Below are 18,032 nucleotides of genomic sequence, written 5' to 3' on the forward strand. Positions count from 1 at the left end.
TTATAGAATTCGATCGACCTCTCAGTCAATAGGCTGCCGTCGATGTCCCGGGGGTGCGCACGTGGTCGTCAGCCTGAAGGACATCGCCGCCCGGGCCGGCGTCTCGTTGTCGACCGTGTCCAATGTGGTCAACGGCTATCGGCCCGTCGGCGAGGAGACCCGCATCCGGGTCCAGGCGGCGATCGACGAGCTCGGCTACGCGCCCAACCTGAGCGCGCGGCACCTGCGGCTCGGCCGCACGGGCATCATCGCGCTGGCCATCCCCGAGCTGGACAACCCGTACTTCGCCGAGCTGGCCGGAGCGGCCATCCGGGAGGCCACCGGCCAGGGCTACACGCTGGTCATGGAGGACACCGGCGGCTCGTACGAGCGCGAGCTCCTGATGATCGACAAGTCTCGCCGGCAGATCGTCGACGGCCTGATCTTCAGTCCGGTGGCGGTCTCCCGCGAGCAGGTGCTGGCCCACCCGCCGGCGACCCCGATGGTGCTGATCGGCGAGGGCGTCTACGACGTGCCACACGACCACATCGCGATCGACAACATCGCCGCGAGTCACGTCGCGGTGCAGCACCTGGTCTCGCTGGACCGCTACCGGATCGCCTTCATCGGCGCGCAGGCCGGCGACCACCGCCAGTCCGCGCATCTGCGGCTGCGTGGCTACCGCGAGGCGCTGGCAGGCGCGGGCCTGCCCTGGGACCCCGCGCTGGCCGCGCCGACGACGGCGTTCGGGCGGGCCGACGGGCTGATGGCGATGCGCGACCTGCTGGCGCGCACCCATCCGCCGGACGCGGTCTTCGCCTACAACGACCTGGTCGCGATCGGCGCGATGCGCGCCGTGGCCGAGGCAGGGCTGCGGATCCCGGAGGACGTCGCGGTGATCGGCATCGACGACATCGAGGAGGGGCGGTTCAGCAACCCGACGCTGACCACGATCTCCCCGGACAAGGAGCACATCGGCCGGCTCGCGGTGCAGTCCCTGGTCGCCCGCATCGAGGGCAGACCGGTCCAGCCACCGTACGACGTGCAGCCCCCGTTCCGCCTGGTCACGCGCGAGAGCACCCTCGGCGGCCTACGCCCGGTGCGCGCCTAGCGCAGCACCAGCAGGTCCAGCACGTCGACCACCGGACCGGTGACGACCTGAGCCGCCTCGCGGAGGCGACGCAGGCCTGTGGCGTACTCGTCGTCGGTGATCAGCTTGAGAGGGGTGTGTGCGTCGCGGCGCAGGGTTGCCGCCGCCTCGCGCAGGGACGGGGCGGTGGTCTGGGGCACCGGTTCGAGGGCGGCGGTCTCGAACCCGGCGCCGGCGAACGCGTCCTCGACCTGCGCGATGCTGGGATAGGTGTCCAGCACCCGGACGGCTTCGGGGAACCAGCGGAACAGGCTGATCCCGTCGTGCCGGCCCGCGAACGCCGAGCGGATCAGCAGCGGTGCGCCGGGGCGCAGCACGCGACGCAGCTCGTGCGCGGCCGCGGTCAGGTCCGGCACGTGGTGGATGACGGTGGACATCCACACGCCGTCGACGCCGTCCCCGCCGAGCGGGATGTGTGCGGCGTCGCCGGCGAGGCTGGGCGCGAACACGGAGCGCGCACGCATCGCCTCCGACGGCTCGACCGCCACGACGTCGATGCCGGGGAACCACTCGTCGAAGGCCCGTGCCCAGCTTCCCGTGCCGGCGCCGAGGTCGAGCAGCCGCATGCCCGGCCGCGGCGCGAGGTGCCGCGTGATCGCGGCCCGCCAGGCCGCGCGCCCGTCGTCGGTCAGGTGCCGGGTCGCCTCGAACGCCGCGGCGTCCACGTCGTCGTATCCGATGCGCGCCATGCCCGGAAGCCAACTACGCGGCGCGGCGCGGGGTCAACGCCATCAGCCGCCTTCTTCGAGGACGCCACCTACTGGAACCCGTCGTGGAGCACGGCGGACGGCGCGATCCTGACCTCGAACGTCTGCGACCTGTCGGTCTCGGCAAGGGCGGTGGGCACCGGCCGGCTGATCTCGGCCAGGTCGTTCCGGGAGTTCCTCAACCCCGGCACGGTCGGCCTCGGCGGGCCGACGAAGCGGTGCCCGGCGACCCTGTGCGTGCCGCAGACAGAACAGCATCACTTCGGGCTCGGCGTGATCGTCCAGAACGGCTGGATCCTGCAGAAGCCGTCGCTGGCCGGATACTCGGCGGTGCAGACGTACCTGCCGGGCAGGGACATCGCGATCGCCGTGGCCACCACCCGCGGCCGCACGACGACGGAGGTGAACTCGGCGGAGCCGATCGCGAACCAGATCGGCGCGCTGCTGACGAGCTAGCGCACGAAATGGGTGTGCGGGCGCTCCAGGAGCGTGCCGTCCAGGTGGATGTCGACCTTCTCGTTGTAGAACGCGACCAGGTCCGCGATCGGCGACAGCGCCCGGGTCGGGAACGTGTAGGACCAGGCGATGTCCGTCCGGGCCTCGCCGCCGCCCACCATCGACCAGTAGTCGCTCGTCGTGCCCTTGTAGGCGCAGGCCGTCTCCGTGTCCGTGTGGACCAGGTGCGCGAACCGGACGTCCGCCCGGTCGATGTAGTAGCGCGTCGGCAGGCCGGTCTCGAACACCAGCACCGGCGCGCTGGTCTCGGCGAGCAGGACGTCGTCCAGCGAGACGCGCACGTGCCGCTGCGAGCGCAGGGCGTCGACCCGGACGTACGGGTTGCGCGGGTGCACGAAGATCCGCTCGTCCTCCTCGTACCACGCGTCCAACGCGGCCCAGTCGAAACGCACATGGTCGGCCAGGCCAGTCAATGCGTCCGCGCCGAAGACCCGCACGGTTCCCGGCCGCTCCTGCCCGCCGGCCGCGAGCCCGAAGCGCCGCGCGGTGCCCCGTTTCAGGTGCTGCTCGTGCTGTTCGTCCACGAGGAAGCGTGACGTGACGTCGGCCATGGGGACGTAGTACTGCGGGTAGTACGGCGCCTCCCAGACGTACAGGGCCGCGATCGTGTCGAAGATCTGCTCGCCGCCGAGGTAACCCCGCAACCGGCGGGGTGCCGGCTCGATCCGGTCGGTCTCGGCGGCCATCCGCGGATAGTCGGCCATCGGACCATCGTAGGAACCTCGCCGTGACCAGCGTGCCGTTTTCCGCCAGTAAGGTCGGTCCATGGACCTGAAGTACGCCGTCGGGCTGCCGACGGTCGGCGAGTTCGGCGACGTCCGGACGCTCACCGACCTCGCGGTCAGCGCCGAACGCCACGGGTGGCACGGCGTGCAGCTCTGGGACCATCTGCTCTCCGACGAGCCCGGCTGGCCGGTGGCGAGCTCGACCGTCGCGGCGGCGGCCATCGCGGCCCGCACCTCGCACATCCGGATCATCCTCACCGTGGTGCTCCCCCGCCGCCAGGTCCAGGAGGTCGCCCAGGACACCGCGGCCATCCACACGCTCTCCGGCGGCCGGCTGACCGTGCTGGCCACGATCGGCGCGTACGACCGGGAGTACACCGACTTCGGGCTCGACCCCGATCCGCGTACGCGGGGAAAGGCTTTGGACGAAGGCCTCGACACGCTGCGGCGGCTCTGGGCGGAGTGGGGTGTCGAGGGCATACCGATCTGGTGCGGCGGCCGCTGGCCACGACGGGTCGGCCTGCGGCGGGCCGCCCGGTTCGACGGTGTGCTGGCGACGTTCGAGGGCCACCACACCCGCAACTCCCCCGTCGACGAGGTCGCCGCCGCCACGTCGTTCGTGCGCGGGCTGGCCGGCGACGGCTTCGACGTCGCCGCCGAGGGTGCGACCGAGGCCGCCACGGCGCGCGAGCACATCTCGCCCTACGCGATCGCCGGCCTCACCTGGTGGGTGGAGGCGCTCGGCTGGTGGCGCGACGACTCGGCGGCCCGCATCGCGGAAGGACCACCGTCGTGAAGAGGATGACCAGGCCCGGCACCGCGCTTCGGGTCGACCCCGACTACGCGTCCCGGCCCGGGTTCGACGACAAGTTCCTCGGCCTGGCCCTGCCGCTGCCGGAGGCCTCGGCCGGTCCGGCCCTGCGCTACCACCACTTCTCGGTGGTCATGCACCCGGCGCGCCGCCTCGCCCTCTTCGCCGCCGCCAACGTCGACGGGAGCCGCCGGTTCACGCAGGTGCCGTCCAGCGACCGTTGGAGTCTCGATCCCCGCCTGCCGGCCACCGCGCAGGTCGGCAACGCGCTCTACTCCGGCAACGACCTCGACCGCGGTCATCTCAACCGCCGAGCGGACATGCTCTGGGGCGAGACGCGCGCGGAGGCGACCGCCGCGGTCGCCGACACCTACCACTACACCAACTGCGCGCCGCAGCACCGCGACTTCAACCAGAACAACGCCACCTGGCAGGGGCTCGAGGACTACATCCTCGCCGCCGTCGCCGACCATAGGCTGCGTGCGAATGTCTACACCGGACCGATCTTCCACCCCCACGACCCGATCTACCGGGAGGTACGCATCCCGCGCGCGTACTGGAAGGTGGTCGCCGTCGCGACCACGGAGGCGGTTCACGCCACGGCGTACCTGATCGAGCAGACGGACCTGCTCGACGCGCTCGAGCGCGAGGCCGAGCAGTCCCCGTTGGGGCCGTACCGCACGTATCAGATCCAGGTCAGCGACGCGGAGGCCCGCACCGGCATCGACTTCGGGCCGCTGCGCACCTTCGACCCGATGCGGCCGCCGGCCCGGGACGCGGAGCAGCAGGGACCGGTCGAGTTGCGAAAGCTCGGCGACGTACGTCTTTCGTAAGCGCTCGAGGTATCTCCATACTGGACCGATGTATGGAGTGATCGTCACGGCACCCGGCGGACCTGAGGTGCTGAAGGTGGCCGACCTGCCCGATCCGGTTCCGCACGCCGGGCAGGTCCTCGTGCGGGTGCGGGCCGTGTGCGTGCAGCCGGCCGACATCGCGGCCCGGATCGGCATGATCCCCGGCGGCCCGGTCCCGCCGCCCTTCCTGCCCGGCTGGGACATCGCCGGCGAGGTGGACTCGGTGGGTGCGGAGGTCACCGAGTTCCAGGCCGGTGACCGCGTCGTCGGCATGATCCCCTGGTACCTGACCCGCGGAACGCCGGGCGGCTACGCGGAGCTGGTGGCGGCCGACACGGGATGGCTGGTCCGGGTCCCGGACGGGCTCGACCTCGTGTCCGCGGCCACGGCGCCGCTCAACGCGCTCACCGCACACCAGGCGCTGGCCGCGCTGTCGCTGGAGGACGCGTCGACGGTGCTGGTGACCGGCGCCAGCGGCGGCGTCGGCGGGTTCGCCGTGCAGCTCGCCGCCGGGCGGGGCCACCGCGTGCTCGCCGGCGCCACCCACGACGACGAGGAGTGGGTGGCCGGCCTCGGCGCGGCCGAGGTGATCGCGCGCACGACGGACCTGGCCACGGTCGGCCCGGTGGGGGCCGTGCTGGACGCGGTCCCGCTCGGCGACGCGGCGCTCGCGGCCGTCGCGGACGAGGGCATCGTCGTGACCACGCGACCGACGCCACCGACGGACCGCAAGGTGCGCCAACACCTCCAGCTCATCCACCTGGACCGGGACGTGCTGGCCGAGCTGGTGGCCCAGATGGCCGGCGGCACACTGCGGACGCGGGTCGCGACCACGTTGCCGCTGACCGAAGCGGCCGAAGCCCACCGCCTGGCGGAGGCCGGCGGCCTGCGCGGAAAGGTCGTGCTGACGGCCTAGCCGGCCGGGTCGGTGACCCGTCCTACTCGAACCGGGACGGGTCACCTGCGCCGACGCGGAGGATGATCGGCTCGTCGTCGCTCCAGTCGATCACCGTCGTCGGGATCGTGCCGCAGTCGCCCGAGTCGACCACCGCGTCCACCGCGTGGTCGAGGCGTTCCTTGATCTCCCAGCCCTGCGTCATCGGCTCCTCGTCTCCGGGCAGGAGCAGCGAGCTCGAGACCAGCGGCTCGCCCAGGGCGGCCAGCAGCGCCTGGGTGACGACGTGGTCCGGGATGCGGACACCGACCGTGCGTTTCCGCGGGTGCTGCAACCGCCGCGGGACCTCCTTGGTCGCCGGCAGGATGAACGTGTAACTGCCCGGCGTCGCGGCCCGCACGGCCCGGAAGCGCGCGTTGTTGATCTGCACGAACTGGCCCAGCTGGCTGAAGTCGCGGCAGACCAGCGTGAAGTGGTGGCTGTTGTCCAGGTGGCGGATGCGACGGATCCGGTCGACGCCGTCGACGTTGCCGAGCCGGCAGCCGAACGCGTACAGCGAGTCGGTGGGATAGGCCACGAGCCCGCCGCCGTCGATCAGGTCGACCACCTGGCCGATCGTCCGCGGCGCGGGGTTGTCCGGATGCACGTCGAAGTACCTCGCCACGGCCGGGAGCCTAGCCCTTCCGACGAAACCCCGACAGCGACGGGCTGGCGAACTGGCCCGCCTGGTCACCGAGTTCCCAGCATGATGGGACGAGGGGGTCGCTCATGCTTGTCGCCGTCGCCGATCGGGCCAACGTGCCGCTCGCTGTCGTCGAGCGGGAGGTGCCCGAGCCCGGCCCGGGCGAGGTCCTGATCACGATCACGGCGTGCGGGGTCTGCTACACCGACCTCGACGTGCTGCGCGGGCACTGGCCCAACGCCCGCTTCCCGCTCGTGCCCGGCCACGAGATCACCGGTGTGGTGGCCGGCACCGGCCCGGGCGTGTCGTGGCCGCAGGTCGGGGCGTCCGTCGGCGCCCAGATCCTCGGTGACTCCGACCGGCACTGCGACTACTGCGTCCGCGGCGACCAGATCCTCTGCCCCCGGAAGCGCTTCACAGGCATCGACTTCGACGGAGGGTACGCCGAGTACGCCGTCCTGAAGGCCGACTTCGTGTCGCCGCTGCCGGACGGACTCGACCCCGTGGCCGCGGCACCCTTGATGTGCGCGGGCCTGACAGCGTTCAACGGGCTTCGGCAGGCGGGCATCAACCCCACCTCGCGCGTCGCGGTCATCGGCGCCAGTGGCACCCTCGGCACGCTGGCGATCCGCTATGCCGTCGCCATGGGAGCCCGGGTGGCGGCCGTCGGCCGGTCGAGCCGGGGCGCGACGGCGGCGCTGGAGCTCGGTGCCGAGCGCTTCGTCGCCACCGCCGACACGGACCCGGCCGAAGCGCTGAGGTCCTGGGACGGTGGTGCCACCGTCATCCTCAACGCCGCACCGTCCACCTCCGCGGCCGCCGCCGCGTTCACCGGCCTGGTGCCGGACGGCACGCTCGTGCTCTGTGGATACGGCCCCGAGCCGCTGAGCCTGCCCACCGAGGCGCTGGTCCTCACCCGGCTGCACGCCATGGGCAACCCGTCCGGCTCGCCGCACGACGCCCGCGACACCCTCGCGTTCTCGGCCGCGCACGGCATCCTGCCCGACTTCGTGACCATCGGCCTGCGCGACGCCAACGCCGCGCTCGAAGCGATGGCCCACGGAAGCTCCGGCCGCCGCTCGATCATCACGTTCGACTGACCGCACCGCACCGATCGTCGCTGTCATCAGAGGAGCTCGGCCAGCGTCAGCGGGCGGGCCAGGTGGTAGCCCTGCGCGTAGGAGACCCCGATGCGGGCGAGTGCGGCCAACTGCTCCGCCGTTTCGACCCCCTCGGCGGTGACGTGCAGCCGCAGGCCGCGGGCCAGCTCCGTCAGCATGCTGACGATCGCGTGGTCGCGGGGGTTGTCGAGCATGCCGGCCACGAACTGCTTGTCGATCTTGATGCCGTGCAGCGCCAGGCGGGACAGGTAGCGCAGGTCGGTCGCCCCGGCTCCCATGTCGTCCAGGGCGATCCCGACGCCGCGGTCGATGAGCGTCCGCAGGCGCGGGCCGGCGTCGGTGAGGGTGTCGAGGTCGGCACCCTCGGACAGCTCGAGCCGCAGCCTGCTGGGGGACAGACCCGTGCGGCCCAGCGCGGTGCAGACGAGCTCGGCGAAGTCGGTCGCCAGCGTGGGTGCGGAGAGGTTGACGTTGACGTGCTCGGGGGCGGCGTCGCCGAGGGACATCAGGTCGCGGCACGCGCGGTAGAGCACCCACCTGTCGAGCAGCGGCATGTGTCCGTCGTGGTGGGCCCGCTGCAGGAAACGGTCGGGGGTGATCAGCCCGTGCTCCGGGTGCTCCCAGCGCACCAGCGCCTCCAGGGCCACGACGGCCCGGTCCGCGATCCGCACGATGGGCTGGTAGCGCAGCCGCAGCTCCTCGTTGGCTACGGCCTGGACGACGCTGCGGTCACTGGTCGGAAGTATCGGCGTGGTCATGCACCCACGGTCGCGGCGCGCCACGTGCGTCAGGCCCGTGACCGACCCGGGTCGCAGCAGTCCCGGTCGGGCTCCCGGGGGCACGGGGACCGGACCGGGCCCGCCCGGATGTCCGGTTCAAGGGCACTGGGACTAGATGGATGCGGCGGTCACGGCCGCTTCGAGCGGGGTGTCACGTAGCTCCCGGCGCGAGCCGATCGCGAGCTTGGCGAAGACCTTCCGCAAATGCCACTCGACCGTCCGCGGGCTGATGAAGAGCTCGGCGCCGATCTCCTGGTTGGTCTTCCCGTCACGGGCCATGGCGGCGATCAGCGACTCCTGCGGCGTCAGGTCCAGGGCGGTGTCCGGGGTGCGCTTGCGGACCGTCTCCCCGGTGGCCAGCAACTCGTTGCGGGCCCGTTCGGCGAAGGCGCCCGCCCCCATGTGGGACAACATGTCGTGAGCTCGCCGAAGTTGGTCTCGAGCCTCCCCGCGCCGGTTCTCGCGGCGCAGCCACTCTCCGTAGACCAGGTGTGCCCGGGCCAGGTGCGCGTTCATGCGACAGTCGGCGAGCCGCTCGATGGCCGCCCGATACAGCCGGTCCGCGTCCGGACCGTGGCTCAACAGCGCCCGCGCCCGTGCCTCCGTGCCCAGCGCCCACGACGTGCCGCTGGCCTGGGTCCGCTCCGTGAGCTGCCGTAGCGCGGCGGCGCCGACATCCCACTCCTCCAGCCGCGCGGCCGACTCGACGAGCTCGGGCAGCGCCCATGATTTGGCCACGAACTCGTCTCCGGTGGTCACCCGCTGCGCAGCGGCCAACGCGGTCGCCCACCGCCCGAGCCCGTTGTCCAGGACCGCCGCGGCATACTCCGTCAACACCAGTGCGCTGCCCTCACCCCGCGGGAACGCGTCCTGGATGCCGATCTCGGTGAGCCTCGCGGTCTCGGGCTGGTCGCCCCGCCACGCGGCCAGCATCGTCGGGGAGTACGGAGGTGGCACCACCCGGATGGCGGCATTGAGCGCGGCCGCCTCCTCGGTCAGCGCCGTGGCGGTGACGAAGTCGCCGGCCTGGATGTGGAAGCTGGCGAGGTAGTCCAGCGCCATCGGCAGCAGGCTCAACAGCCCGCTCTCCCGCGAGCCCCGCACATGCCGGCCCAACAGCTCACGCCACGCGGCGCCCTCCCACAGCTCCATCGTGACCAACGAGCACGTCAGGCAGACCAGCGTGCTGCCGGGGTGCCCGCGGATGGCTTCCACCGCGTCCCACAACGTCGGCGCGCCCGCCGCGTATCCCCGGGTGAACTGCAGCGACAGGCCGTCCAGAAGGAGGTCCACCGGATCCTTCGAGCCGGGCTCGGCCGGCACCGAACGGGCCGCCTCGGCCACCGTCCGCATGCCGTGCTCGGGTTCCAGACGACCGGCGCCCGCGAAGACCGCCGCCACCAACGCTTCGAGGTACGTCTCCCGCGCCATCGGCACGTCGAGCGGAGCCAGCCGGTTCGCGGCATGGAGCAGCAGTTCCGGCGCGTCCGTGCCTCGGCTGCGGGCGAACACCAGATCCGCACGGACGCGTTCCACCCGGGCCAGCTCCAGGCCGTCCAGGTGAGCCATCTCGGCGGTGGCGATCAGGTCGTCCGCGACGTCTGGGGCGCCGGCCGCGAGGGCCGCCTGCGCGGCGGCAACGGCCCGCCGGCCGCGCCGGGAACGGTCGGGCGTGAGCTCGGTGGCGCGCTGGAGGAACGCCGCGGCCGCAGCGGCGCCGCCCCGGGCCCGGGCCCGATTGGCGGACCGCTCCAGCTCGGTCGCCAACGACTCGTCCGGTGCCGAGGCAGCGGCGGCGAGATGCCAGGCACGCCGGTCGGGATCGGTCTCCCGATCGGTGACGTCCGCCAGCGCGCGGTGCACCTGACGCAGTTCCTCCCGGCGGGCGGATCGGTGCACGGCCGAACGGACGAGCGGGTGGGCGAAGCGGACCCGGGAGCCCATCGTGATCAACCCGGCGGCTTCCGCCGGAGCGTCAGCATCCTCGCCGAGGTCGAGCCCGGCCGCGGCCCGCCACAGCACCGTCGGGTCACCGACCGGTTCGACCGCGGCCAGCAACAGGAACTGCTGTGTCTCCGGCGGCAGGGCACGCACCCGCCGCACATACGTCTGCTCGACCCGACCGGACCGGCTCTCCAGGGGTCGCGTCGTCGGCAGCTCCAGCTCGGTCGAGGTCAGTTCGGTCGGCAGTTCCAGCAGCGCCAGCGGGTTGCCCCGGGCCTCGGCGAGGATGCGATCGCGCACCGGCTCGTCGCGCAGCGTCGGCACGGCGGACGCCAGCAGGGCGCGCGCGTCGCGGTCGTCGAGGCCCCGCACCAGCAACTCCGGCAGGCCGGCCAGCTCGATGTCGCCCTCGGGCTCCAACAGGGCGAAGACCAGGGCGATCGGGTCGGCCTGCAGCCGTCGGGCCACGAAGCTCAGCGCCTGCGTCGACGCCTGGTCCAGCCACTGGACGTCGTCGACGATGCACACCAGCGGCTGGCCGCCCGCCGCGTTCGAGAGCAGAGTCAGCACCGCCAGCCCGACCAGGAACCGGTCCGGCGGCTCGCCGTCGACAAGCCCGAACGCGACCCGCAGCGCGTCCCGTTGTGGTGCCGGAAGGCTGTCCAGCCGGTCGAGCATCGAAACACAGAACTGGTGCAGGCCGGCGTACGGCAGCTCCATCTCGGACTCCACGCCGATAATCCGGATGATCCGCGCGTCGGCCGCCCGGCCCGCCAGATAGTCCAGCAGGGCGGTCTTGCCCTCGCCGGCCTCGCCACGCAACACCAGCACCACGTGGTCGCCGGCCGACACGTCAGCGACGACCTGGTCGAGCAGTTCGCACTCGGCCCGCCGTCCGTAGAGCCCATGTCCGGGATACATCAACGTCCACGCTAGCCCCTGCCTGGGGTGTCTGACTGGCCAGTGGCGGATGCGGCCGTACCTGTTGCGCCGCAGGCTTTTTCCATTGGTCGTACGGAGGTGAGACGGCATGTCCGAGTTTTCCGGGACGCACGTGCGGGTGGTGCTGACGCACGGTGCCTGGGCCGATGGGTCGAGTTGGAACAAGGTGATCGCCGGGCTGCGGGCCGAGGGCGTGCGGGCGGTCGCCGCGCCGCTGCCACTGACGTCCCTGGCGGACGACGTGGCCGCCCTCGACCGTGCGCTCGAGGTGGTGGACGGCCCGGTGGTGCTGGTGGGGCACGCGTACGCCGGTGCGGTCATCTCGTCGGCGACCGAGGGAGACGTCGCCGCCCTGGTGTATGTGGCGGCGCTGGCGCCGGACGAGGGCGAGACCGTGGCGGACGTGTTCTACCGGGCCGACCCGCATCCGCAGGCGCCGAAGCTCGGTCCCGACCGCCACGGGCTGATCTGGCTGCCGCAGGAGGCTTTCGCGTCGGCGTTCGCGCAGCACGCCACCGAGGAGGAGCAGGCGCTGCTGGCCGCGACGCAACGACCGATCGCGGCCGGTGCCATCCGCGTCCAGGTCGCTCGTCCGTCCTGGAAGGACAAGCAGAGCTGGTTCCTGGTGGCCGACGAGGACCGGATGATCCCACCGGAGACGCAGCGCTTCATGGCCGAGCGGATGGGTGCGCACGTGCACACCGCGCCCGTCGACCATCTGCCGATGCTCACCGCCCCGGCCACGGTCGTCGACATCATCATGGAAGCGGTGCGCCAGGTCGAGGGCGGCCGTTGAACCACCGTTCCAGGCTCTTCTCGAGGTCCCGCTGGTCGGCGCCCACCCACGCCACGTATCCGTCCGGCCGCAGCAGCGCGGCCGGCACGTCCAGCTCCTCGCTGACGTCGACGACGTGGTCGACCCGGTCGGCCCAACCGGCCGCCGACAGCTTGCCGGTCTGGTCGAGCAGCAGCCCTCGGCCGCCGCGCGTCAGCTCGTAGAGGCGGCCGCGCCCGAGGGTCAGGTCGCGCATCCGGCGGCCGACGAGGTCGTGCTCGCCGCCCAGGTCGTACCGGATGCCGATGGCGGTGACCTTCTCGACCAGGTATCGGCTCACCTCGTCGAACTCCATCAGCTCCGACAGCAGCCGGCGCACCGCCTGCGGACCAGGGTCGAGCGACATCAGCTCCATCTGCGCCCTGGTGTTGTCGAGCACGGCGGCGGCCACCGGATGGCGCTCGGCGTGGTAGGTGTCGAGCAGGCCATCCGGTGCCCAGCCCTCGAGCGCGGCGGCCAGTTTCCAGCCCAGGTTGAACGCGTCCTGGAGGCCGAGGTTGAGACCCTGGCCGCCGGTGGGCGGGTGGATGTGGGCGGCGTCGCCGGCCAGGAAGACCCGGCCGCTTCGGTAACGCTCGGCCAGCCGGGTCGCGTCGCCGAAGCGGGACAGCCAGCGCGGCGAGTGCACGCCGAGGTCGGTGCCGGCCACCGCCCGGAGCTGCTGCCGGAACTCGTCGAACGTGGGCGGTCCCACGGCCACCCCGGCCGCCGGCACGCCCAGGCGGTAGACCCCGTCCCCGAGCGGGATGGCGCCGAACCGGAGCTGGGTCCGGCGGACCTCGGTCACCACGGCCGTCAGCGTCTCGGGCAACGCGGTCAGCTTCATCTCGCCCAGCAGCGTGTCGACCCGGCTCGGCTCGCCGGGGAAGCCGACGCCGAGCAGCTTACGCACAGTGCTGCGGCCCCCGTCGCAGCCGACCAGGTAACGTGCCCGCAACCGCGTGCCGTCGGCCAGCTCCGCGGTGACGCCCTGCTCGTCCTGGCCGAGTCCGACCAGCTCTTCGCCGCGGCGGAGGTCCGCCCCCTGCTTCGTGGCGTGCTCGGCCAGCAGCCGGTCGGTGACGGGCTGCGGGATGGCGAGGATGTAGCCGTGTGCGGTGTCCAGCCGGGGCACCGGCTTCTGGATGCCGGCGAAGCCGCCGAGCGGGTGCTGCCGACCGTGGGCGAGGAACTGTTCGAGCAGGCCGCGCTGGTCCATCAGCTCGATGCTGCGTACGTGCAGGCCCATCGAGCGGACGACCTTGGTGGGCTCGGCGTCCTTTTCCAGCACCGTCACACTTCGGCCGTGCAGCCGCAGCTCGGCGGCCAGCATGAGACCCGTCGGCCCACCGCCGGCAACGATCGCGTCGATCAACGAAGCCACTCCCCCCCGGTTACGAATCGCCCGATTCTGCGCCATAACCGGGGTCTTGCCGCAAGGCCCCCAGTGCGGTATACGTTGGAAGTGGCAGGGAGCGATCCCTGCCTTTTGCTTGTTCAGACGACGGCGACGGCGTCGATCTCCACGAGCACTCCGGGGGCCAACCCGGCGACGACGTGCACGGTGATCGCCGGCGGCGGATCCTCCCGGTTCCAGACCTGTTGGAAGGCGGCGACGCCCTCGTCGAACGAGTGACCCTCCACTGTGGCGATGCGCCAGTGCACGATGTTCGCGAGGGTCATGCCCTCGCTCTCCAGGATCGTCGCGAGGTTGCGGAAGGCTTGCAGCGACTGCTCCCCCATCGTGGGACCCACGATCTTGCCGTCGGCGTCGACACCGTTCTGCCCGCCGATGTAGATCGTCTTCGTCGGCTGCTCGACCACGACGGCCTGGCTGAACGCCGGGCTCCGATGCATTCCCTCGGGGTTGACGTGTCTCACTGTCATGACACCAGTTATAGTGGTGTCATGACAGTGAGCGCAACCGGACGGCGACTGAACGACCCCAAGGGAGGATCGTTCTGGTTCGACGCGGGCGCCGTCTGCCTGGACTTCGCCCACACGGGCGGCGAGGGGCCGTACGCGGTGTTCGAGTCGCTGCACGAGCCGGCCGACCTGGCCGCCTGGCTGGCGGTGCCGCCGCTGTCGGTGGTGGTCACGGCCCCGGTGTCGGCACGCGACCTGACCGCGGCCAAGACGCTGCGCCAGGCGATCTGGGTGGCGGCGCACGCGCGGGCGGACGGGCGCCCGCTGCCCGAGGACGCGGTCGCGACCATCAACCGGGCAGCGGCCGAGGCGCCCCTGCAGCCCGCGCTCGCGACCGACGGGGTCAGCGCGACCTGGGCGGCGCCGGTGCGCGTGACGCAGGCGATGTCGAGCCTGGCGCGGGAGATGATCGACCTGCTGTCCGGCCCCCTCGCGGAGCGCATCCGCGAGTGCGCGAGCGACAACTGCCCGCTGGTGTTCGTCGACTCGTCGCGGCCCGGCGCGCGACGTTGGTGCGCGATGGAGCGGTGCGGCAACCGCCACAAGCTGCGCGCCCTGCGCGCCCGACGGGCCTAGTCTGCGGGGCCGCCGCCGAAGCCGAACTCGTTGCCTTCGGGGTCCCGGTAGGTCACCTTGCGTACGCCGTTGTCATAGGTCTCGTCGACGGCGGGGACGATCCCGCGCTCGGCGATCGCTGCGACCCGCTCCGCGAGGTCACCGACGAACACGGTCTGCAGCCCGTGACCGGCATGGTCGGGTCGCTGTTCGATGTAGACATAGCGGTGCTCGGCCAACTCCCAGACGGCCTCGACATCGTTGGGCCTGAACGACGGCGGAGCACCGAGGAGCCGCTCATACCAGTCCAACGCGGCCGTGAGATCCCGCACCGAGATGCCCGCGAACAGATCCATCCGGCCATGCTAGCCAGCCGACCGAGACCCGGCACGAGCCGTCGGGTGTTTCCGAAACATTCCGGAAATCGTTGACCCTCTCCGATCACCCTGGTGATACTCCATCCTTTGAGGTCGATGGTTGGTCGGCTTCACCACGACCGCGGGCCGAGCGGCAGGGATCGGAGGAGGACCTCGGTATGTTCGGTATCCGGATCGCTCGGCTGGCTGTGGTCGCCGCCGCGGTAGCTTTCGGAGGTGTTGCCATCACCGTCACCGCGACACCGGCCGGCGCCGCGACATGCAACGGCTACGTCGGGCTGACCTTCGACGACGGGCCTACCGGGAGCACCGGGACGCTGCTCAACGTGCTGCGCAACAACGGCGCGCGGGCCACGATGTTCAACACTGGACAGAACGCGCAGAACAACCGGTCCGCGGCCCAGGCCCAGGTCGCCGCCGGCATGTGGGTCGGCAACCACAGCTGGAACCACGCCCACATGACCTCGATGAGCCAGTCGCAGATGCAGTCGGACCTGTCGCAGGCGAGCTCGGCGATCCAGTCGGCCACCGGCGTACGACCGCAGCTGTTCCGACCCCCGTACGGCGAGACCAACGGCACCCTCCAGTCGGTCGCCTCGTCGCTCGGCATGCGCCAGGTGATCTGGGACGTGGACTCGCAGGACTGGAACGGCGCCAGCGTCTCCCAGATCGTCTCCAACGCCAGCCGCCTGCAGGCCGGACAGGTCATCCTGATGCACGACGGCATCCAGAACACCCGCGACGCGATCCCCCAGATCATGGCCAACCTGACGAGCCGCAACCTGTGCCCCGGCATGATCTCGCCGTCGACCGGTCGCGCGGTCGCACCCGACGGTGGCGGCAGCACCCCGCCGCCCGGCGGTGGCGGCTCCTGCTCCACGTCGCTGTCGTACCCGAACGTCTGGGGTGACCGCTACAACACGTCGGTCACGGTCAGCGGCTCCAGCTCGTGGACGGTGGTGGTCGCCGTCTCGTCACCGCAGCGAATCACGACGACGTGGAACGGCACGGCCAGCGTCGACAGCAGCGGCACGGTGCTGACGATGCGCTCCAACGGCAGCGGCAACACCTTCGGCTTCACGACGATGTTCAACGGCAACAGCGGCGGCCGCGCGCAGGTCCGCTCCTGCACCGCCGGCTGACGCGACGCCAGGCAGGTCGGCCGGTCACCCGGCCGACCTGTCGCCGGCGTTCGGCGGCAAGGGCTCTAGCCGGCCCATTTCGCGACCGCGCGGAAGCCCTCGGACTGGTCCATCCAGAAATAGCCGTACGTGGCGGTGTTTCCGAGATACGGGCCGATCTGGGCCATCAGCGCCCTGGTGCCCGCCCGGTCGTGCCCCGCCAGGAAGTTGGCCAGCGCCAGCCAGTGTCGCAACGTGATGCCGCGACCGATGAGCCGCGGCTCCCCCGCCCCACGCCACCTGGCCGCGCACGCCTCGATCTCGCCGATCACCTCGGGCCGGCGGAAGTAGTTCGCCTTCGCGCCGAGCGACTCCTTGCGCGTGTCGAAGCCGTACTCGCGCAGCGCGTACTCGAAGTGGGCGAGCAGCGGCAGCATCGCCACCGACGACCCGGCGGGCGCGGAGGCGGCCGGCCCGCGGGCGGCCTCGAACATCAGCTCGTGCGACCCGTACCACTTCTGGCAGAGAAAGGTCACCGCCATGAGATGGGCCTCGAAGTTGTACGGGTCGCGCTTCACCGCCTCGGCCACCGCCTCGTGGAACTCGGCGTGCTGCCGGTGCCCGTCGGCGAGCATCGCGGCCATGCGGGTCACCCAGGGGTACGGGTCGTCCGGGTTGAGCTCCACCGCGCGCTCACTCGCCCGGGCCGCGAGGGTGGACAGGCGGTCGAACTCCCGGAACTGCTCGTCGCTCGTGTTGCGCGCGGACGCGTACCCCCGTGCCCGGCCGGCCTGGTCCATCAGGGCGTCGGCCCGCAGGACGGCGACGCTCGGATCGCCCGGGGCGGCGGCCTCCCACGCGTCCAACCACTGCGGGGAGTGCCCGGCGGCGACACCCAGCACCGCGAGCCGGCGGCCGCGCAGCTCCCAGTCCCGGCCGGTGGCCCCGATCAGGTCCCGGGCAGCCGCCCAGTCACCCGCCAACGCCCGATCACGCACGGAACGCAACTCCAGGTCGGCCTGCCCGTAGTCGGTGTCCGGGCGAGGCGCCTTACGAAAGAACATGCGGGCGATCCTAGAGATCGACGCAGCCTGCTGTCCGCCCGTACGCGTCGGCAGCTGACCTCCGAAAGCCGGTTAGCATCGGCGGATGCTGGAGATCGAGAACTTTTCGGGTGTCGTCGCGGTCGCGCGGGACGGCGACGTGGTCGTGACCACCACGAGTGGTGAGTGGACGCCGGCGACGCCGTTCCAGATCGCTTCGGTGAGCAAGAACTTCGCCGCCACGCTCGCGCTGATGCTGGTCGAGGACGGGGTGCTCGACCTGCACGAGCCCCTGACCCGGTGGGTCCCCGAAGCGCAACCGCCCCTGACTCTCCACCACATCCTGAGCAACACGTCCGGCATCGGTCATTGGCAGGACGTGCCCGGCATGGACCCCGAGGCTCCGGCGACCCGCGACGAGCGGCTGGCTCTCGTGGTCCGGGCGCCGCTGCTGTCCGAGCCGGGCACGGAGTTCCGCTACTCCAGCCCAGCCTTTCTGCTCGCGGGCGTCGTCGCCGAGCGGGCGGCCGGGCGCCCGTACACCGAAGTGCTGACCGAGAAGATCATCAAGCCGCTCGGGCTCGCGACGACCGGCAGCGGCATCGCCCCGCCCGGCGTGGCGCCGGGCCACCACGAGGGCACGCCCGTCGAGCCGTGGGACCTGCGGTCCATGATCGGGTCCGGCGACCTGTTCTCGACGGCCACGGACCTGATGGCGTACGCGCACGCGCTGCACGACGGCGCCCTGGTCTCGCCGGCCTCGCTGGCCCTGATGCGGACGCCCCACGTCGCCTTCCCGGAGCCCGACCGCAGCCCCGACGGCCGACTGGAGATCGTCGGCTATGGCTACGGCCACTACGTCGGCACCTTCGACGGAAAGCCGGCGGTGCTGCACACGGGTGACAACCCGGGCTACAAGTCGCTGGTGGGCTGGTTCCCGGACGGGGTCGTCCTCGTCGCACTGTCCAATGACGACGCCGTGCGGTGGGAGGACGTGCTCGACCGGGTGCTCACCTGATCGGTCAGGCTGTCCTGTATCGGACAGCACCCCCCGCGGAACGCTCCTGCTGTGTCAGTTCCGGTGTGGGGGT

Annotated in this window: 19 protein-coding genes; 10 read left to right on the plus strand and 9 right to left on the minus strand. The window is 71.7% G+C overall.

Annotated elements, in window-relative coordinates; genetic code table 11:
- Positions 1–61 precede the first annotated feature (61 nt).
- Positions 62–1,090 (plus strand): LacI family DNA-binding transcriptional regulator, encoded by a 1,029-nt coding sequence (locus tag AB0J88_RS36885; RefSeq protein ID WP_364359592.1) that lies wholly within the window; start codon positions 62–64, stop codon positions 1,088–1,090.
- Here the strand turns inward: AB0J88_RS36885 and AB0J88_RS36890 are convergent.
- On the minus strand, positions 1,087–1,818 hold the full coding sequence (locus tag AB0J88_RS36890) for a class I SAM-dependent methyltransferase (protein ID WP_364359594.1): 732 nt from the start codon (positions 1,816–1,818) through the stop codon (positions 1,087–1,089). The genes AB0J88_RS36885 and AB0J88_RS36890 overlap by 4 nt on opposite strands.
- Positions 1,819–1,968: 150 nt before the next feature.
- Here AB0J88_RS36890 and AB0J88_RS36895 point away from each other — a divergent pair, with 150 nt between their 5' ends.
- A complete protein-coding gene (locus tag AB0J88_RS36895; RefSeq protein ID WP_364359597.1) occupies positions 1,969–2,292 on the plus strand; it encodes a hypothetical protein in 324 nt (107 codons plus the stop codon).
- On the opposite strand, the gene AB0J88_RS36900 is transcribed toward AB0J88_RS36895, so the two are convergent.
- Complete coding sequence (locus AB0J88_RS36900; RefSeq protein WP_364359599.1) at positions 2,289–3,056, minus strand: DUF427 domain-containing protein; 768 nt, start codon at positions 3,054–3,056, stop codon at positions 2,289–2,291. The genes AB0J88_RS36895 and AB0J88_RS36900 overlap by 4 nt on opposite strands.
- A gap of 61 nt (positions 3,057–3,117) precedes the next feature.
- On the opposite strand from AB0J88_RS36900, the gene AB0J88_RS36905 reads away from it, so the two are divergent.
- Genes AB0J88_RS36905 through AB0J88_RS36915 form a run of 3 tightly spaced genes read left to right on the plus strand, consistent with a single transcriptional unit; the run spans position 3,118 to position 5,658 of the window.
- A complete protein-coding gene (locus tag AB0J88_RS36905) occupies positions 3,118–3,873 on the plus strand; it encodes an LLM class flavin-dependent oxidoreductase (RefSeq protein WP_364359602.1) in 756 nt (251 codons plus the stop codon).
- A 5-nt stretch (positions 3,874–3,878) separates the two neighbouring features.
- Complete coding sequence (locus AB0J88_RS36910; protein ID WP_364359778.1) at positions 3,879–4,721, plus strand: DNA/RNA non-specific endonuclease; 843 nt, start codon at positions 3,879–3,881, stop codon at positions 4,719–4,721.
- A gap of 28 nt (positions 4,722–4,749) precedes the next feature.
- Positions 4,750–5,658, plus strand: a complete 909-nt coding sequence (locus AB0J88_RS36915) for an NADP-dependent oxidoreductase (protein ID WP_364359604.1) — start codon at positions 4,750–4,752, stop codon at positions 5,656–5,658.
- A gap of 22 nt (positions 5,659–5,680) precedes the next feature.
- Here AB0J88_RS36915 and AB0J88_RS36920 read toward each other — a convergent pair whose 3' ends face one another.
- On the minus strand, positions 5,681–6,301 hold the full coding sequence (locus AB0J88_RS36920) for an L-threonylcarbamoyladenylate synthase (protein ID WP_364359607.1): 621 nt from the start codon (positions 6,299–6,301) through the stop codon (positions 5,681–5,683).
- Between the two features lie 104 nt (positions 6,302–6,405).
- Here AB0J88_RS36920 and AB0J88_RS36925 point away from each other — a divergent pair, with 104 nt between their 5' ends.
- The gene (locus AB0J88_RS36925) at positions 6,406–7,419 is read left to right on the plus strand and encodes an alcohol dehydrogenase catalytic domain-containing protein (RefSeq protein ID WP_364359610.1); all 1,014 of its coding nucleotides are present in this window, start codon (positions 6,406–6,408) and stop codon (positions 7,417–7,419) included.
- A gap of 26 nt (positions 7,420–7,445) precedes the next feature.
- Here AB0J88_RS36925 and AB0J88_RS36930 read toward each other — a convergent pair whose 3' ends face one another.
- Together AB0J88_RS36930 and AB0J88_RS36935 are read right to left on the minus strand one after the other, a co-directional pair.
- On the minus strand, positions 7,446–8,198 hold the full coding sequence (locus AB0J88_RS36930) for an EAL domain-containing protein (RefSeq protein WP_364359613.1): 753 nt from the start codon (positions 8,196–8,198) through the stop codon (positions 7,446–7,448).
- Between the two features lie 132 nt (positions 8,199–8,330).
- Positions 8,331–11,084, minus strand: coding sequence for an AAA family ATPase (locus AB0J88_RS36935; protein ID WP_364359616.1), 2,754 nt, complete (start codon positions 11,082–11,084; stop codon positions 8,331–8,333).
- A 109-nt stretch (positions 11,085–11,193) separates the two neighbouring features.
- Here AB0J88_RS36935 and AB0J88_RS36940 point away from each other — a divergent pair, with 109 nt between their 5' ends.
- Complete coding sequence (locus tag AB0J88_RS36940; RefSeq protein WP_364359619.1) at positions 11,194–11,901, plus strand: alpha/beta hydrolase; 708 nt, start codon at positions 11,194–11,196, stop codon at positions 11,899–11,901.
- On the opposite strand, the gene rox is transcribed toward AB0J88_RS36940, so the two are convergent.
- Both rox and AB0J88_RS36950 read right to left on the minus strand, forming a co-directional pair.
- The gene (gene rox, locus AB0J88_RS36945; RefSeq protein ID WP_364359622.1) at positions 11,864–13,294 is read right to left on the minus strand and encodes a rifampin monooxygenase; all 1,431 of its coding nucleotides are present in this window, start codon (positions 13,292–13,294) and stop codon (positions 11,864–11,866) included. The two genes, AB0J88_RS36940 and rox, sit on opposite strands and share 38 nt — an antisense overlap.
- 122 nt (positions 13,295–13,416) lie before the next feature.
- Positions 13,417–13,806, minus strand: a complete 390-nt coding sequence (locus AB0J88_RS36950; RefSeq protein ID WP_364359625.1) for a RidA family protein — start codon at positions 13,804–13,806, stop codon at positions 13,417–13,419.
- A gap of 21 nt (positions 13,807–13,827) precedes the next feature.
- On the opposite strand from AB0J88_RS36950, the gene AB0J88_RS36955 reads away from it, so the two are divergent.
- Positions 13,828–14,421, plus strand: a complete 594-nt coding sequence (locus AB0J88_RS36955) for an ABATE domain-containing protein (protein ID WP_364359628.1) — start codon at positions 13,828–13,830, stop codon at positions 14,419–14,421.
- Here the strand turns inward: AB0J88_RS36955 and AB0J88_RS36960 are convergent.
- Positions 14,418–14,756 carry a VOC family protein gene (locus AB0J88_RS36960; RefSeq protein ID WP_364359631.1) on the minus strand — a complete coding sequence of 113 codons (339 nt, stop codon included), beginning with the start codon at positions 14,754–14,756 and terminating at the stop codon, positions 14,418–14,420. The two genes, AB0J88_RS36955 and AB0J88_RS36960, sit on opposite strands and share 4 nt — an antisense overlap.
- Before the next feature lie 179 nt (positions 14,757–14,935).
- Between AB0J88_RS36960 and AB0J88_RS36965 the strand changes: the two genes are divergently transcribed.
- On the plus strand, positions 14,936–15,919 hold the full coding sequence (locus AB0J88_RS36965) for a polysaccharide deacetylase family protein (protein WP_364359634.1): 984 nt from the start codon (positions 14,936–14,938) through the stop codon (positions 15,917–15,919).
- A 65-nt stretch (positions 15,920–15,984) separates the two neighbouring features.
- Here the strand turns inward: AB0J88_RS36965 and AB0J88_RS36970 are convergent, their stop codons facing one another.
- Positions 15,985–16,962 carry a hypothetical protein gene (locus tag AB0J88_RS36970; protein WP_364359637.1) on the minus strand — a complete coding sequence of 326 codons (978 nt, stop codon included), beginning with the start codon at positions 16,960–16,962 and terminating at the stop codon, positions 15,985–15,987.
- A gap of 85 nt (positions 16,963–17,047) precedes the next feature.
- Here AB0J88_RS36970 and AB0J88_RS36975 point away from each other — a divergent pair, with 85 nt between their 5' ends.
- On the plus strand, positions 17,048–17,959 hold the full coding sequence (locus AB0J88_RS36975; protein ID WP_364359640.1) for a serine hydrolase domain-containing protein: 912 nt from the start codon (positions 17,048–17,050) through the stop codon (positions 17,957–17,959).
- Positions 17,960–18,032 lie beyond the last annotated feature (73 nt).

It is taken from the genome of Asanoa sp. NPDC049475, from assembly GCF_040676915.1.
Lineage (GTDB): Bacteria > Actinomycetota > Actinomycetes > Mycobacteriales > Micromonosporaceae > Asanoa.